15 protein-coding genes are annotated in these 16,374 nt (G+C 66.3%); 10 read left to right on the forward strand and 5 right to left on the reverse strand.

Annotated features, from left to right (window positions below):
• Window positions 1-15 precede the first annotated feature (15 nt).
• From LRQ07_RS06325 to LRQ07_RS06340, 4 genes are all read left to right on the forward strand, one after another.
• Window positions 16-534, forward strand: a complete 519-nt coding sequence (locus LRQ07_RS06325; RefSeq protein WP_232763150.1) for a PH domain-containing protein — start codon at window positions 16-18, stop codon at window positions 532-534.
• Window positions 535-635: 101 nt separating this feature from the next.
• Window positions 636-1,760 (forward strand): 5-(carboxyamino)imidazole ribonucleotide synthase, encoded by a 1,125-nt coding sequence (locus LRQ07_RS06330; RefSeq protein ID WP_256536158.1) that lies wholly within the window; start codon window positions 636-638, stop codon window positions 1,758-1,760.
• A 143-nt stretch (window positions 1,761-1,903) separates the two neighbouring features.
• Window positions 1,904-2,371 (forward strand): 5-(carboxyamino)imidazole ribonucleotide mutase, encoded by a 468-nt coding sequence (purE, locus tag LRQ07_RS06335; RefSeq protein WP_047523092.1) that lies wholly within the window; start codon window positions 1,904-1,906, stop codon window positions 2,369-2,371.
• Window positions 2,368-3,822 carry an LCP family protein gene (locus tag LRQ07_RS06340; RefSeq protein ID WP_256536159.1) on the forward strand — a complete coding sequence of 485 codons (1,455 nt, stop codon included), beginning with the start codon at window positions 2,368-2,370 and terminating at the stop codon, window positions 3,820-3,822. Before purE ends, LRQ07_RS06340 begins: the two co-directional genes overlap by 4 nt.
• A 209-nt stretch (window positions 3,823-4,031) precedes the next feature.
• Here the strand turns inward: LRQ07_RS06340 and LRQ07_RS06345 are convergent, their stop codons facing one another.
• Both LRQ07_RS06345 and LRQ07_RS06350 read right to left on the reverse strand, forming a co-directional pair.
• On the reverse strand, window positions 4,032-4,640 hold the full coding sequence (locus LRQ07_RS06345) for a hypothetical protein (RefSeq protein ID WP_131491938.1): 609 nt from the start codon (window positions 4,638-4,640) through the stop codon (window positions 4,032-4,034).
• Between the two features lie 143 nt (window positions 4,641-4,783).
• On the reverse strand, window positions 4,784-6,547 hold the full coding sequence (locus LRQ07_RS06350) for a DUF4012 domain-containing protein (protein ID WP_256536160.1): 1,764 nt from the start codon (window positions 6,545-6,547) through the stop codon (window positions 4,784-4,786).
• Window positions 6,548-6,669: 122 nt separating this feature from the next.
• On the opposite strand from LRQ07_RS06350, the gene LRQ07_RS06355 reads away from it, so the two are divergent.
• Window positions 6,670-7,743 carry a glycosyltransferase gene (locus LRQ07_RS06355; protein ID WP_256536161.1) on the forward strand — a complete coding sequence of 358 codons (1,074 nt, stop codon included), beginning with the start codon at window positions 6,670-6,672 and terminating at the stop codon, window positions 7,741-7,743.
• A gap of 97 nt (window positions 7,744-7,840) precedes the next feature.
• Here the strand turns inward: LRQ07_RS06355 and LRQ07_RS06360 are convergent, their stop codons facing one another.
• Window positions 7,841-8,131: a hypothetical protein gene (locus tag LRQ07_RS06360; protein WP_256536162.1), complete on the reverse strand. Its 291-nt coding sequence runs from the start codon at window positions 8,129-8,131 to the stop codon at window positions 7,841-7,843.
• Between LRQ07_RS06360 and LRQ07_RS06365 the strand changes: the two genes are divergently transcribed.
• Window positions 8,100-10,865: a hypothetical protein gene (locus LRQ07_RS06365; protein ID WP_256536163.1), complete on the forward strand. Its 2,766-nt coding sequence runs from the start codon at window positions 8,100-8,102 to the stop codon at window positions 10,863-10,865. The genes LRQ07_RS06360 and LRQ07_RS06365 overlap by 32 nt on opposite strands.
• Here the strand turns inward: LRQ07_RS06365 and LRQ07_RS06370 are convergent.
• Window positions 10,862-11,866 (reverse strand): PseG/SpsG family protein, encoded by a 1,005-nt coding sequence (locus LRQ07_RS06370; RefSeq protein WP_256536164.1) that lies wholly within the window; start codon window positions 11,864-11,866, stop codon window positions 10,862-10,864. The genes LRQ07_RS06365 and LRQ07_RS06370 overlap by 4 nt on opposite strands.
• 85 nt (window positions 11,867-11,951) lie before the next feature.
• On the opposite strand from LRQ07_RS06370, the gene pseB reads away from it, so the two are divergent.
• From pseB to pseI, 3 genes are read left to right on the forward strand one after another with little or no spacing between them, the layout of a single operon-like run.
• A complete protein-coding gene (gene pseB / locus LRQ07_RS06375; RefSeq protein WP_227991530.1) occupies window positions 11,952-12,923 on the forward strand; it encodes a UDP-N-acetylglucosamine 4,6-dehydratase (inverting) in 972 nt (323 codons plus the stop codon).
• Window positions 12,923-14,056: a DegT/DnrJ/EryC1/StrS family aminotransferase gene (locus LRQ07_RS06380; RefSeq protein ID WP_256536165.1), complete on the forward strand. Its 1,134-nt coding sequence runs from the start codon at window positions 12,923-12,925 to the stop codon at window positions 14,054-14,056. The genes pseB and LRQ07_RS06380 overlap by 1 nt, the downstream gene beginning before the upstream one ends.
• 9 nt (window positions 14,057-14,065) lie before the next feature.
• A complete protein-coding gene (gene pseI, locus LRQ07_RS06385; protein WP_256536166.1) occupies window positions 14,066-15,091 on the forward strand; it encodes a pseudaminic acid synthase in 1,026 nt (341 codons plus the stop codon).
• Here the strand turns inward: pseI and LRQ07_RS06390 are convergent.
• Window positions 15,069-15,560 carry a GNAT family N-acetyltransferase gene (locus LRQ07_RS06390; RefSeq protein ID WP_256536167.1) on the reverse strand — a complete coding sequence of 164 codons (492 nt, stop codon included), beginning with the start codon at window positions 15,558-15,560 and terminating at the stop codon, window positions 15,069-15,071. The genes pseI and LRQ07_RS06390 overlap by 23 nt on opposite strands.
• Before the next feature lie 39 nt (window positions 15,561-15,599).
• On the opposite strand from LRQ07_RS06390, the gene LRQ07_RS06395 reads away from it, so the two are divergent.
• Window positions 15,600-16,313, forward strand: a complete 714-nt coding sequence (locus tag LRQ07_RS06395) for a cytidylyltransferase domain-containing protein (RefSeq protein ID WP_256536168.1) — start codon at window positions 15,600-15,602, stop codon at window positions 16,311-16,313.
• The last annotated feature ends 61 nt before the right edge of the window (window positions 16,314-16,374 follow it).

Genomic DNA, 16,374 nt, shown 5'->3' on the forward strand with positions numbered 1-16,374 from the left:
GGCGGACGGCCTCTGATGCCGCCGCCCGGCACGCCTTCGGAGGAGTTGCTGATCGCACGCTTCCGGGGCCATGCCCGTCGACTGTTCTGGTCTGCACTCGTCCTCATCGCGACATTCGGCGCGACGGCCTACTTCTACGGCAACCTCCCGGCGGGGTATGAGGACTGGATGCTGCTCTCTGCGGCGGGTGCGCTGGTGCTTCTCGCCGTGGTGCTGCCGTTCATCGTCTGGTACTCGCGGAGCACGACGGTCACGACGAGACGTGTCATCGCCCACCACGGCGTCGGTGCCCGTCGACGCCGGGAGATGTCCCACGCTCGCGGCTACACGATCGCCGTCCGACGCGGGCCGCTGCAGCGCTTGTGGGGTGCGGGCACGATCACCCTGTCGAACGGCGTCGACGCGCCGATGCGTCTCGCGAACGTACCGAACGTGACGCTGGTCCATGAGACTCTCGCCGACCAGATCGAGGTCGGGCAGATCCTGGCGCATCGCGACGCGCAGGCGGGCGGAGACGAGTTCGACACGGCGTGACCAGACCCGTCCTGCCGGCGATCGACGATCGCGCAGGTGAGACGTGTCCGATCCTCCTGTGCAGGTGCGGGAGAATGGGGTCGGACGAAGGGAGACGGCACATGGCTTTGCGTGTTGGCGTGATCGGTGGAGGGCAGCTGGCCCGGATGATGATCGCTCCGGCGGTCGAACTCGGGCTGGAGATCCGGGTGCTCGCCGAAGACGAAGGGATGTCCGCCGGACTCGCCGCGACGGCGGTCGGCGACTATCGCGATATCGACGTGGTGCGTGCGTTCGCCGCAGGAGTCGACGTCGTCACGTTCGACCACGAGCACGTGCCGCAGTCCGTGCTGCGTGCCCTCGTCGCCGATGGTGTGGTCGTGCACCCGGGCCCCGACGCCCTCCAGTTCGCCCAGGACAAGCTGGTCATGCGCGCCCGCCTCGCCGAGCTCGGCGTCCCTCAGCCGGACTGGGCCGCGGTGCGCGACGTCGCTGAGCTGCAGGCGTTCCTCGATGCCCACGCGGGCGCCGGTGTCGTGAAGACGCCTCGGGGCGGCTACGACGGCAAGGGTGTGCGCGTCGTCCGCGCGGCGGAAGAGGCACAGGACTGGCTCGATGCGCTGGCCGAAGACGATGCACTCCTCGTGGAGGAACTCGTCCCCTTCGTCCGCGAGCTCGCCCAGCAGGTGGCGCGTCGCCCCAGCGGCGACACTGCCGCGTACCCCGTGGTGGAGACGGTGCAGCGCGACGGCGTGTGCGCAGAGGTCATCGCCCCGGCACCCGCGGCAGCCGAGCGCCTCGTGCAGGTCGCTGAGGAGATCGGACGCACGATCGCGGAGGGACTCGGTGTGACGGGCATGCTCGCCGTGGAGCTGTTCGAGACCGACGATGAGCGGATCCTCGTCAACGAGCTGGCCATGCGACCGCACAACAGCGGTCACTGGAGCCAGGACGGCGCCGTCACCGGACAGTTCGAGCAGCATCTGCGCGCGGTCGCCGATCTGCCGTTGGGGAGCACGGCTCCTCGTGCAGCCTGGTCGGTGATGGTGAACATCCTCGGCGGTCCGGCGGAGGGCACGCTCGAGGAGCGCTTCCCCGCGGCGATGGTCGAGCACCCGCAGGCGAAGATCCACACGTACGGCAAAGCGCCACGACCCGGTCGCAAGGTCGGTCACGTGAACGTCGCGGATGACGATCTCGACGATGCCGTGTACGTCGCGCGTGCGGCCGCCGCACATTTCGTCTGAATCCTGTACGCCGGCGCACCTCTCACGGTCGGACATGCGGGACAAGACGCGCGCCGTTCGGGGTTTCTCACAGCGGTAGACCGTAGCCTGATCTGGTGACTGAGCCACTGCACTCCTCCGCTGCCCCTCTGGTCGGCGTCGTGATGGGATCCGATTCCGATTGGCGCGTGATGAGCGATGCGTCTCAGGCGCTCACCGACTTCGGCATCCCGCATGAGGTCGAGGTCGTCTCGGCCCACCGCACACCGGACAAGCTCATGTCGTATGCGCGGGAGGCACGGTCCCGCGGTATCCGCGTGATCATCGCCGGCGCCGGGGGAGCGGCCCACCTTCCGGGCATGCTCGCCTCGATGACGCCGCTGCCCGTGGTCGGCGTTCCCGTGCCGCTCGCCTACCTCGACGGCATGGACTCCCTGCTCTCGATCGTGCAGATGCCCGCCGGCATCCCCGTCGCGACCGTGTCCATCGGCGGCGCCCGCAACGCGGGGCTCCTGGCAGCCCGCATCCTGGGGACGGCGGATGCGGATCTCGCCGACCGGGTGGACGCGTACGCCCGAGATCTCGAGACACAGGTCGAGGAGAAGAACGAACGGTTGAAGGGGTCGCTGTGACCCTTGCGCCTCCGCGCGCAACACGGCGCCCGCTCATCGAGACACGCCCTCTGCGGCACCCGGATGTCGCTGACCCGGGGATGATGGCCAAGCGCGGGTGGTGGCTCATAGCCCTCAATCTCCTGGTCCCCGGATCTGCGCAGGTACTGTCGGGCAACCGCAGGCTCGGCCGCTTCGGGCTCGGCGCGACTCTGCTGGCGTGGCTGCTCGTGGTGGTGGCGCTCGGTCTCGCCCTCTTCGCCCGCCCGGCCCTGCTGTGGCTCACGATCGGAGGCGGGCTGTTCTCCGCTGCGATCCTCACCGTCGTCCAGGTGCTTCTCGTCGGTTACATCGTGCTCTGGGTCGTGTTGACTTTCGATGCCCTGCGGCTGGTGCGACTCGTGAAGGTCCCCGGACCCTCTCGCCTCGCCATCCCGGTCGTCGCGCTGGTGCTGTTGGGGCTCGTGAGCGGTGGCGTCGGGTATGCCGCGACCGCGGTGGGGTCGGTGCGCAGCACGATCGGGGCGATCTTCGGGCAGAGCGGACCGAGCGTCGAGCCGAGCGACGGTTACTACAACATCCTGCTCCTCGGCGCAGACAGCGGCGACGGGCGTGACTCGATGCGCTTCGACAGCATCTCGGTCGTCTCGGTGAACGCCGATACCGGGGCCGTGACGATCACCGGCATCCCGCGTGAACTCCCGAACGCGCCGTTCAGCGAGGGGAGCCCGATGCAGGAGCTCTACCCGAACGGCTTCGAAGGGCACGGATCTTCCACCTGCGGGTGGAACGGATGGATGAACCACATCCGCAACGCCGCGGAGGTGTGTCGGGAAGACGGCGGCACCGGGCTCTACCCTGACGCGAAGGCCAACGGCTCCGAGCCGGGTATCGAAGCGACGAAGGACGCGGCGGAGGGTGTTCTCGGAATCGAGATCCCCTACTACGTCTTCGTCGACATGCACGGGTTCGCCGAGCTCGTCGATGCCCTCGGTGGAGTGCAGATCAACGTCACCGAGCGTCTGCCCAAGGGCGGACCGCCGGAGGGCTGGACCGGTACCGATGTGAACGAGTGGGCTATCGGCTGGATCGAGCCGGGGGAGCAGCGGATGGACGGTGACACCGCCCAGTGGTACGCCCGTTCGCGCTACACGACGAGTGACTGGGATCGGATGAAGCGTCAGCGGGAGCTGCAGGAGGCGATCCTCGCGCAGTTCACCCCGCAGACGGTGCTCACGAGGTTCAACGAGGTGGCGGCTGCGGGGACGGCTCTGATCAGCACGGATCTCCCGTCGGACAAGCTGCCGGAGTTCTTCGATCTGATGCTCAAGGCGAAGGAACAGCCTGTCACGACGATCGAGCTCACCCCTGATTCCGGAGTGGATGAGCACCAGCCGGACTACGCGTACATCCACGATCTGATCCGGCAGACGTTGCACCCCCCGACGGAGACGCCGACCCCCGCGCCCTGACGCGGTGCCTTCCGCTCATCGGGTGCACTCAGTCACGGCGGGAACCGGCGAGCCGGGCACCGGGTGCACGACGAAGCCCACGGTCACCACCTCCGAGGAGGAGGAGCCGTGGGCTGGCGGTGCGCCGGCCGGACGCACCAGACGACGGTGATCGGAGGGGGAGGGATCACCGTCGTCCAGTCGACCACCGCGCGAGGCGGCAGCCGGACCTAGGCGCGCTTGCGGCGAGATGCTCCGACGGCGACCAGGGCGCCACCGGCGACCAGCGCTGCGGCGCCACCGCCGAGGACCCACGGCGAAACGCTGCCGCCGGTGAGGGCGAGTTCGAACCCGCCGGCAGACGCCGCGTTGTCTCCGCCCGTGAGCGGCAGCTCGGTACCCGCCGGAGCCACACCAGGATCGTGGTCGCAGGACGTGGCCGCGTCGTGGCCGTGCGACACCGTGATGGTGGCGGTGTACGAACGCGATCCGTTGAAGGAGACGGCGTACGAGCCCTCACCATCGGCCGGGGGTCGGAACGTGTAGGTCAGTCCGCCGTCTGCACCAGCGGTGCTGCCCGAACCCGCGGCCCGAGCGGCCTCGAGTCCGGAGATGGAGACGCTCACGTTCTCGGAAGGCAGGAAGTACCCTGCTCCGAAGACGATGGTCGAGACCTCGCAGGTGTCGATGATCGGGTCGCTGACCTTGACTCCCGGAGGCGTCGGGTAGTCGTTGGACGACGCGGTCGGAGCGAGCGTCGGCGCCGCCGTCGCTACGGCCGGCGCAGCGAGTACGAGCGCGCCAGCGGTGAGGCTGATGGCAGCCAGTTTCTTCAGCATGATTTCTCCCCAGAATTTCACGCGGAATCGCCTCCGGATACACCCCTGCATCCGACTGCGTGAAGCCTCCCTGCCCCCACGGCAGGTTTGCAGACTCCAGATATTCCCCAGTGAGTCGACAGTACCCTATCGAGCGGGGAATGTCACGATGCGCAGGTCAGTGGTTTGCGTGTCGCATCGGGCTCGTCGACCAGCGGCGTGTGCAGGATCTGCGTGAGCCGCTCTCCGGCGCCGGTTCCCTGGTACTCCACGGTGATCGTCGTCGACTCGCCCGGCGCGAGCGAGACCTCGTGCTGCACCACGGAGCGGCCATCGAGCATGGCGGTCTGCACGCCCTCCTCTTCGCCGTCCCTGTCGATGTGGGAGGGCGTCGCGCCGGCAGGGCCGTAGACCGCGATGAGTGTGCGCACCGTGCCGGCCGGGACCCCGTAGTAGCCGTCCCCGGTGACGTAGGCGGGGAGGGACGTCGCGGCGTCCGCGGGCGCGGCGTTGGTCCACGTCACTTGCACCTGAGTCGTCGGCGCGCCGTTGCAGGTGCCCACGGAAGTCGAGAAGGCGCCGCGGGCGTAGTAGTCCATCTTCCCGCCGGTGCTGTCGTTGATCAGTACGCCCACGTAGGTGGCGTCCGCATCGTCCTCGGGGATCGTCCCTCCCAGCGCGGATGAGGCGAGGAACTCCTCCTCGTCCTCGTGCGCACTCCAGATGCGGATCCGGCCCTCCTCGGCGGATTCGGCCAGGGCTCCGATCAGCGCCTTCGGGTCCCCACCGGACAAGGCTGCGCTGAAGAGCGCACCGGCCGCTTGGGCGAAGATCTCATCCTGTGCGGCAGGGTCGGGGACGGCCGCGTAGATCTCCGAGAGCAGGATGCCGGTGATGTTCTCGGCGGTCGCGGTGAACGGCCCGAACGTGAGATCTCCCGTCACGGCCATCAGGTTCTCCGCGACGATGGCGTCGACGGCGATGACGCCATCGACCGTTCCACCGAATCGTCCCGTCCAGCGTGCGGCGATGGTCTCTCCGGCCTCGGTGAAGTCCGGGATGCTGGTGATGTTCTGGAGAAAGCGGCCCGGCCGATCCTCGAACAGGGCGACCGTCGAATCGCTGAGCGGCAGGGGGGTGTCGAGGGCGGGGAAGTCCCGTGTCGAAGCCTGCTTCTGGAGGGTGATCTTCCCGTTCTCCGCGTGGAGCAGAGCGACTGAGCCGATGATCCCGCCGGACGAGCGCAGCTCTGCGTTGTTCTGCATCGCCAGCACGTAGTTGCGTGGGCCTTCCCCTCCGAGCATCGTCGGCAGGAGGACGGCGGCGCCGTGGAGTGCACCGACCGCGGTGGCGGCCTCGGTGACGGCGGACCGCATCTGATCGATGGCCTCTGCGAGCGGCGGGAGGGTGGCGTCGGCGTCGATGCGTCTGGCCTGCAGCTCCGCAGTTCCGAGCGCGGTGCTCGCCGTGCCGAGCGGCTTCTCGATCTCGGCGAACGGGGCGAGGTCGATGGTGCCGCCCACGAACCCGAGGCTTGCGAGATCGAGGCCGTCCGCCACCTCCAGCAGAGGGGCGAGAGCATCCGTCGAGACGCTGTCGGCGATGTCGGCGATCTCGCTCACGGCACGGAAGTTCGGACCGAGCCAGGGGACGAGCGCGAACGCCTGCCACACCGGGTCCGAGGTCAGGTCGGCGGCCGACGCTGCGCTGCGTGCGACGCTCCGGGCGACCGGCTCCGCGCTGTCGAGGTCTCCCGCCGCGATCGTCTTCTTCAGCTGCGTCGCCCCGTCTGCGACGTCCTGCAGGTCGTTCACCGCGCCGATCCCCCGAACGGTGACCCACCCGATCGCGATGAGGAGAAACGCGAGGAACGCGCCGATGGTCCACCCGATCCATCGGCGTCTGACGGGAAGCCGGCCATCGCTCACCCGAGCATTCAAGCATGAACGGTGGTGCCGGTGGTGGCCGGAAACTGTGGGAACGCTGATATTCACGCGCCACGGGTGGTGCGCTCCACGGGGGCGTCGCGGCCCGAGGATAGCCTGAGCGCATGGGAGCTCGGCTGCGTTTCGTTCTGGATCAACTCGGCCAGATCGTCGACCCCGATCTCGCGTCTGCTGCAGTGGATCTGGCCCACGGTGTGGTCGCGACAGCACCCTCCGGTTGCACGGTGGACCTCATCGTTCCGGCGGGCTCCGAGGCGACGATCCGCGGCGTGGGAGAGGTGCGCACCCTCGGTCTGGCGCGTCGTGAACTGGCGGCCTCCTGGCAGCTCGGCATCGCTCCCGGGGTCGGTGGTGGCATGATCCATTCGCCGAGCCTGTTCGCTCCTCTCGTGAAACACGATCGCGTCCACGACGATGACCAGACGACGGTCACCCTGTGGGACCTGCGCGCGTGGGATGCGCCCGAGCTGCTGCCGAAGAACCAGGTCTCCTGGCAGCGAGGGATGCTTCGCCGGGCCGTCAAACATGCCGATGCCGTCGTGGTGCCCTCCCACGCGGTCGCTGCGCGGCTCTCCGAACTCGCGCGTCTGGGTGATCGTGTGCGCGTGATCGCGGGGGCGCCGCCTCGGGGGTTCGTCGTCCCGGATGACCCCGATCGTCGCCGGAATGCGCTGTCGCTGCCGGACGAGTACGTGGTGCTCACCGGGTCGGAGCCGTCCTTGCGGGACGGTTTCCGCGGGGCCGTGGCGGCGGGGATCGAGGCTGTCGTGCTCGATGCTCCGGACGGGGCGGAGCCTCGCTACGTCGAGATCGCATCCGCAGCTGGCCTCCCAGAGCGTCGCGCCCATGTGCGGGGTGCGCTGGCAGTCGAGGATCGTGCGGCCGTGCTCGCCGGTGCGTCGGTCTTCGCTGCGACCGGCGACTTCGCTGGCTGGCCGTGGCGGGCCGTCGAGGCGATGGCCCTCGGAGTCCCTGTCGTGGCTGTCGACACCGGCTCCCATCGTGACGTCATCGCGGACGGCGGCACGCTCGTGGCGGTGGACGAGATCGCCGATGCGATCGAGCAGGCAGCGGGCTCGGCGGCCGAGCGGCTCCGGATTCTCGCGTCCGACCGATCGAGGGCGTTCTCCTGGGCCAGCTCGGGGGAGCGCCTCTGGGGTCTGCACGCCGACCTGTAAGCCGCTGAGAACCACCTGCGCATCAGGGCGACACGCCGAAAACTTGCGTCGTGAACGGCGCAACAGTGGCATCATCGCGCAACTTCCGTCACACTGGTCACATGTCTCGACGTGCCCCACGCTCGCGAAACACCCTGAGGACCCACCCGCTCCTCACCTGTTTCCTCGCTGTCTCCGCCCTGGTGATCGGAACGGTGGTCCCCGCCGCCGCTGCCCAGGCCTCCGTCTCTGCGCCCACGGTCAGCGTCTCGAGCGCCGTGGCCGATCCGGCGGCGACCGGGATCGCGAAGAGCACGCTCGTCGGCTTCACGCCGGGGAACATCATCAGCGACGCCGTGTTCACGAACAAGAGCACGATGACCGAGGCGCAGATCCAGACCTTCTTCAACAGCAAGGTCTCACGATGCCTCGGCGGTCGGGATGAGAACAACGAGCCGATCGTCTGCCTCAAAGACTTCCGGATGAACACCGTCACGCGTCCCGCGGACGCGTACTGCTCCGGCTACTCCGGCGCCGCGAACGAGTCCGCGGCCCGCATCATCTATCGCGTCTCCCAGGCCTGCAACATCAACCCACAGGTGTTGATCGTCATGCTGCAGAAGGAGCAGGGGCTGATCACCCACGTCTGGCCGAGCGCGTGGCGCTACCGGATCGCTCTGGGGCAGGGGTGTCCCGACACGGCGCCCTGTGACCCGAACTACATCGGCTTCTTCCACCAGATCTACGGCGCCGCGCGTCAGATGCAGATCTACATGGAGGGCAAGTGGTTCCAGTGGTACGCGCCGGGCAAGACCTGGAACATCCTCTACAACCCGAAGGCGTCCTGTGGGTCCGCCCCGGTCTACGTCGCGAACAAGGCGACCTCGGCGCTCTACTACTACACGCCGTACCAGCCCAATGCTGCCGCCCTGCGCGCGGGCTACGGCGAGGGCGACGGGTGCTCGGCGTACGGCAACCGCAACTTCTACAACTACTTCACCGACTGGTTCGGATCCACGCAGTCGAACGCTCTCGGAGAGGGGTCTCAGGCGATCAGCGCTGCTTGGGCGGCGGCTGGCGGGAAGTCCGGATCGTGGGGCAATCGCCTCGACGCGCCCGCGTGCTCGGGATCGGTACCGTGCGGTCATGTCTTCGAGAAGGCGATCGCCTACTGGCAACCCGGGAAAGGGGTGATTCTGGCGACGGGATCCATTGCGCTGTGGGTGCGCTCGCAGGGGGTCGCCACGACGGGATACCCCGATTCAGCTCCCGTTTCTGTCACCGAGAACGGCGGTGGTGTCGCCCAGTCGTTCACGAAGGTGCTTGTGAACGCGGGTCCGAGCGGGATCTTCGCTGTCAGCGGCCTCACCCGCACAGCCCATGGCGAGCTCGGCGGAGTGCGTCAGGCCACTGGATGGCCGACTTCCGCGAAGACGTGCTCGAAGAGCACCGACTACTGCGTTCAAAGCTTTCAGAAAGCCGTCATCTCCGAAGTCGGGGGTCACGCCTATGCGGTTGCGGAACCGACGGTGCTTTCCAAGTACATCGCGCAAGGGGGGCCCAAGGGGCGTCTGGGGATCCCGACGAGTGACCTCGTTTCCTCCAGTGCGAGCGGGGGCGGACAGGAACAGGCCTTTGTCGGAGGCGCGATCGGCAAGACATCTGCAGGCGTGTTCTCCATGACCGGAGAGATCCGTGTCGCTCATAGCAGAGCCGGCGGTGTGAGCGGCCAACTCGGTTGGGTCACGAGCGACAGCGTCTGCAACCTTCCGAAGGGAGCCTGTGTGCAGACATACCAAAAGGGTTCGGTCGTTCAGACCGGTGCCACGGCCTTCTTCGTCGCGGGTCCGGTTGCGACGTTCTATCAGTCCAATGGTGGTCCGGCGGGTGCGTTGGGTTATCCGGTGAGTGACACGATTCCGGTTTCGGCGAACGGTGGCGGTGTTGCGCAGGCTTTCACGAATGGTCTGGTGAATGCGGGGCCGGCTGGGGCGTTCTTGATGACGGGCGCGATCCGGGATGCGCATGGCAAGGCCGGTGGCGTGGGAGGTCCGTTGGGATGGCCGACGGCGGCGCAGGCGTGTGGTTTGCCGAATGGTGGCTGCTCGCAGTCGTTCCAGAACGGGACGATCTATGTCGTCGGTGGTGTGGCTCGGGTCGTGTCGAAGGGTCCGGTTGCGACGTTCTATCAGTCCAATGGTGGTCCGGCGGGTGCGTTGGGTTATCCGGTGAGTGACACGATTCCGGTTTCGGCGAACGGTGGCGGTGTTGCGCAGGCTTTCACGAATGGTCTGGTGAATGCGGGGCCGGCTGGGGCGTTCTTGATGACGGGCGCGATCCGGGATGCGCATGGCAAGGCCGGTGGCGTGGGAGGTCCGTTGGGATGGCCGACGGCGGCGCAGGCGTGTGGTTTGCCGAATGGTGGCTGCTCGCAGTCGTTCCAGAACGGGACGATCTATGTCGTCGGTGGTGTGGCTCGGGTCGTGTCGAAGGGTCCGGTTGCGACGTTCTATCAGTCCAATGGTGGTCCGGCGGGTGCGTTGGGTTATCCGGTGAGTGACACGATTCCGGTTTCGGCGAACGGTGGCGGTGTTGCGCAGGCTTTCACGAATGGTCTGGTGAATGCGGGGCCGGCTGGGGCGTTCTTGATGACGGGCGCGATCCGGGATGCGCATGGCAAGGCCGGTGGCGTGGGAGGTCCGTTGGGATGGCCGACGGCGGCGCAGGCGTGTGGTTTGCCGAATGGTGGCTGCTCGCAGTCGTTCCAGAACGGGACGATCTATGTCGTCGGTGGTGTGGCTCGGGTCGTGTCGAAGGGTCCGGTTGCGACGTTCTATCAGTCCAATGGTGGTCCGGCGGGTGCGTTGGGTTATCCGGTGAGTGACACGATTCCGGTTTCGGCGAACGGTGGCGGTGTTGCGCAGGCTTTCACGAATGGTCTGGTGAATGCGGGGCCGGCTGGGGCGTTCTTGATGACGGGCGCGATCCGGGATGCGCATGGCAAGGCCGGTGGCGTGGGAGGTCCGTTGGGATGGCCGACGGCGGCGCAGGCGTGTGGTTTGCCGAATGGTGGCTGCTCGCAGTCGTTCCAGAACGGGACGATCAATGTGGATGGCACGGGGAAGGTGACGATCGCCCGCTAACGTCCCGAGCGTGCGATGTCTTCGAGCGCTGCGGCCACGCGACGCGCTCCCTGTCCGTCGAATACGTGATTACACGCGGAGAAGAGCCGCTCACGAAGCGACTCTTCTGCGATGAGCCGCTCGACCCCGTGTGCGATCTCCGGCGCGGTCCCCGGGTACGCCGGAAGGTCGGTCAGATCGATGCCCAACGAGAGCCCACCCTCGACCAATGCGCGCAGGCCCGGTCTCTGGTTGTCCACGACCGCGATGAACATTGAGGGAACGCCGATCGTGCAGACCTCCCAGGCGCTTGTCCCCGTCGCCGACACCACGACGTCGGCGCCAGCGAGAAGCTCGGGGAGAGCCGGTGTCGGAGCCAATGAGCGGAAGCCGGGCCGGTCGGCGATCAGTGCGTCTACGTCGTCCTGCCAACGCGGGGACACGACGAGAGTCACCTCGACCGGCATCGGCAACGACAGCAGCTCGCGCGTGACGGTCACGATCGCTCCGGTCGGGTCGCTTCCTCCCATGAAGGACAGGATTCGCGGAGGCGACGTCAGGGGACGAAGCCGGTCCCGCTTGAGGCGCACGATGTCGGCCCGCACGAGCGCGAAAGGAGCCCCGATGAGAGAGTGCTCCCACGGGAAGTCCGCGGCGCCGAGGTTCTGATCCAGGTACAGATCCACGATGAGACCACGGTGGTCTGCATCGACGATGGCGAGCGTCGGCGTCACGCGAGCCATCGCGTTCACGCTATCGACGTCGATCACGTAGGAATCCACGACGACCACGTCGAAGGAATACGCATCCTCATCGGCCCAGGCGAGGTCGTGTGCATGCACATGCTCGTGTCGTACGCCCGCCTCTGACACACGCTCGATCAGCCAGGTGATTCCGCCGAGCTCCCCGCGGAGAAGAACTTCATGACCGCGTGCGCGCAGCTCTTCGGCGAGCGTCAGGCACCGCATGACGTGGCCCGTGCCGGTCTCGAACGTCGCGTCTGCGCGGATCAGGCACCTCACGGGTAATATCCTAGACAGTCGGCGGTCAACGTGATTCTCAGAGTACGACCGTCGTTCCCGGACTTGGAGGATCATCATTACCATCTTGCAGGACTCGTCGATTCTCGTCACGGGGGGCACTGGCTCGTTCGGGAAGGCGTTCATTCGCTACGCATTGGACAACCTCGGTCCCCGTCGAATCGTGATCTACTCGAGGGATGAGCTGAAGCAGTACGAGGCCCGTCAGATGTTCGCCGATGACCCGCGTCTGCGCTGGTTCATCGGGGACATCCGCGACCAGGATCGACTGCGCAGGGCTATGCATGAGGTCGACTATGTCGTGCATGCAGCGGCACTCAAGCAGGTCGACACCGCTGAGTACAACCCCTTCGAGTACGTGAAGACCAACATCGTCGGCTCGCAGAACGTCGTCGAAGCCTCGATCGACGCCGGTGTGAAGAAGGTCGTCGCGTTGTCGACCGACAAGGCCTCGAGCCCTCTCAACCTCTACGGTGCAACGAAGCTCGCCGCCGATAAGCTCTTCCAGTCGGCGAATCACTATGCTGCGAGCTACGTGACTCGATTCAGCGTGGTGCGGTACGGGAATGTGATGGGAAGCCGCGGCTCAGTCGTTCCCTTCTTCCGCAAGCTCGCGGCCGAGGGGAAGCCGCTGCCGATCACTGACAGTCGGATGACACGCTTCTGGATCACGCTCCCTCAGGCCGTGGAGTTCGTCGTCGACTCGTTCGATCAGATGCAGGGCGGCGAGTTGTACGTGCCGCGAATCCCCAGCATGAAGATCACGGATCTCGTCGAAGCGATCGCGCCCGGAGCCGAGACATACGAGATCGGGATCCGTCCAGGCGAGAAGCTGCACGAAGAGATGATCAGCCTCGACGACGCGCGACGAACGCTTCGATTGGGCGATCGATTCGTCGTTCTGCCGACGATCGCCAACTGGGGATTCAATCCGCCACAGGGTGAGGATCTCCCGGATGGATTCGCGTACCAGTCCGACAGCAACGACCTGTGGCTCGATGCCCAGGGAATCCGCGAGATCCTGGAAACCTTGGACTAGTGGCACAGCCGATCCCCTACGGTCATCAGTCCATCGATGAATCGGATGTCGCCGCTGTCGCCGCCGCACTACGAGGCGAGTGGCTGACCACAGGTCCCACGGTCGCCGCATTCGAGGCTGAGATCGCCGCGATCGCCGGGACGGACGATGCTGTGGTGGTGACGAGCGGAACCGCTGCGCTCCACGTCGCTTACGCGGCCGCCGGAGTCACTTCCGGGGACCAGGTCATTGTGCCGGCTCTGACATTCGCCGCGACGGCGTCGACCGCATCGCTGCTCGGCGCGGAGATCGTCTTCGCCGATGTGGAGGAAGACACCGGCAACATCGACCCTGAGTCGGTCGCGGCCCTCGCTACAGAGCGGACGGCCGTCATCTCGGCCGTTGACTACGCGGGTCATCCGGCTGATGTCGATGTGCTGCTGCCGATCGCCCGCGCGGCTGGGGCCTTGGTCTTGGAGGACGCGGCGCACTCCATCGGCTCGACTCTCCGAGAGCGCCCGGTTGGTTCCCTCGCCGATCTCACGACGTTCTCGTTCTTCCCGACCAAGAACATGACGACGGCGGAAGGGGGCGCCGTCGTCTCTAACTCCGAAGCTCTGATCGCGGCCTCTCGGGGATTCCGGGGGCATGGACTCGTCCGCGACCGAGGTGAGCAGCGGTATCCGAATGAGGGCCCGTGGCATCAGGAGATCCACAAGCTCGGGCTCAACTATCGACTCCCCGATGTCCTCTGCGCGCTCGGAATCAACCAGATCCGCCGGCTCGCCGAGTTCAAGGCGTCACGGACCACGGTGTTCGAGCGGTACCAGGACGGACTCGGCGACCTCGACGGACTCACCCTTCCCACGAAGCGCAGCGACGTGGACCCCATGTGGCATCTGTTCCCTGTGCGCGTGCATGATGGTCGTCGCCGCGAGGTTTTCGAGCGCCTGCGCGAGGAGGGCATTCTCGTCCAGGTCAACTACATGCCTGTGTACTGGCATCCCTATTACGAGGACCTCGGGTATCGTCGGGGGCTGTGCCCCGTCGCGGAGCGATACTACAGCGAAGAGATCTCCTTGCCCATGTACGCGCATCTCGACGCAAGCGACCAGGACCGCGTGATCGAAGCTCTGCGTTCGATTCTCGCTTGAGGAGACATTGTGAACGATACGAAACAGCGCCCCCTGATCATCGCCGAGATTTCGGGTAACCACAACGGATCACTCGAGCGAGCGCTGGAGATCGTCAGGTCAGCGGCGAAGGCCGGTGCGCACGCCATAAAGATCCAGACTTATACGGCGGACACGATAACCCTAGATGTCGACACGCCAGCGTTTCGTGTCAGCGACGACCATTCCCTCTGGGGCGCGCGAACGCTCCACTCCCTCTATGAGGAGGCGCACACACCCTGGGAATGGCACGCCCCGATCTTCGCTCTGGCGCAGGAGCTCGGGATGCTGGCCTTCAGCACGCCGTTCGATGAATCGGCCGTCGAGTTCCTGGAGAGCCTCGACGTACCGATGTATAAGATCGCCTCGCTGGAGATCGTCGATCTGCCGCTGATCGAGCAGGTCGCGTCGACCGGCAAGCCCGTGATCCTCTCCGTGGGGACCGCCTCGATCGCTGAGGTGGCGCAAGCGGTGGAGGCCGCCCGGCGGGGCGGATGTGAAAATCTGACGCTCTTGGCGTGCACGAGCTCGTATCCTGCGGAGCCGGACGACGCCAACCTGCGGCGGATTCCGGTGATGAAGGAGATGTTCGGCGTCGACGTCGGTCTTTCCGATCACACGATGGGCGTCGGGGTGTCGATCGCGGCTGTCGCGCTGGGGGCCACAGTGATCGAGAAGCACGTCACCCTGCGTCGCGCGGACGGGGGAGTGGATTCGGCATTCTCTCTGGAACCGGAGGAGCTTCGACTGCTGGTCGAGGGCTGCGATGCGGCTGTGCGCGCGCTTGGTAGTGCAAACGTGTGGGCTACGGGCGCGGAGTCCGAGTCTCTCCGGCTCCGCCCGTCGCTTTACGTCGCTGCAGATGTAGAGGCAGGTGATGCCGTGACTACCCACAACGTTCGCAGCGTGAGGCCTGCGGGCGGCCTGCCACCTTCGGACCTGCCGCGCGTGCTGGAGCGAACTTTCGCCAGGCCGGCGGCAAAGGGAACTCCGGTCAGTTGGGACCTTCTCCGCTGAGTTCCGTGGGCGTTGCTGGAGCCGATGTCATCCTGATAACGCCATCCGCTGACCGGTCCATCTCCGTGAACCCGCCCGCAGCGAACAGAGATCGACTCGCGGTGTTCTCTTCCCTGACCCGCGCCATGACGCTCTTCGTCGAGGGGTGCGCAGCTGCGTAGGTGGCCATCCCCGCCCGAAGAAGTGGCAAAGACAGCCGTCTTCCTCGTTGGGCCGGTGCAACCGTGATGCTGACCTCGGCGGCGCCCGCCTCGTCCTGATCGAAGCGAACCGTTCCGATCGCTGTCCCACCCAGCTCGCCGATGTACAGCGTGCGGAGAGGATCGCTGAGTGTACGTGTCAGCCAGGCGACGTGGGTCTCCCAGTCGACGCTCGCGGAACTCAATGAGGCGACACGCGTCTCGGGATCATTCCGCCAGGACAGGAGGAGACCAGCGTCCCCGGGCGTTACGGCGCGGATGATGATCACGGTGATCATCCTAACCGTCGTCCCGAATACACTAGGGACATGGTGCTCGCGATCCTCCAGGCCCGAACAAGCTCTGCACGGCTTCCTGGCAAGGTCCTATCACCCATTCTCGGGGTTCCGCTGATCCTTCGTGCTCTTGAGCGCATCGCCCGATCCCAGCGTATCGATGCGATCGTTCTTGCAACGTCCACGGATCGGAGTGACGATCTGCTTGCGGAAGTTGTCGTAGACGCGGGGTATCGGGTGCACCGTGGACCGCTCGACGACGTGCTCACCCGATTCATCCAAGTGATCTCCGGTGAGGACGATTCCGAGGCGATCGTGCGCCTCACCGGAGACAACGCACTCTGCGATCCTTCGGTGATCGACGATGTGATCGACGCGCATGAGCGAAGCGGGGCCGACTACACGGCGAACACGCTGGAGCGTTCGTATCCCAGGGGGCTCGACGTCGAGGTGATCCGTGCAGCCGCTCTCCGGGAAGCGGATCGGATCTCGAAGGCGCCGGACGAACGCGAACATGTCACTCTAGGCATTTATCGGCGTCCTGACGTCTTCGCACTGCACTCCGTCACGCAGCCGCAGGATCGATCAGATCTTCGGTGGACCGTGGACTATCCGGCAGATCTGGAGTTTGCTCGTGGAATCTACAAGCGTCTCTACGATCAGCAGCCGGCGTTCGGCCAGGCGGAGGTGCTTGCGCTGCTCGAGGAGAACCCGGAGCTGGTTCGGCGCGAGTCCGATCAAGGGTGATCTCTGCGTCGTTCAGTTGCCTCGTCGGGCCAGGGGATAGACTACTCGGGCTTGCGACGGC

This window comes from Microbacterium sp. J1-1 (assembly GCF_024498615.1).
GTDB lineage: Bacteria > Actinomycetota > Actinomycetes > Actinomycetales > Microbacteriaceae > Microbacterium > Microbacterium aurugineum.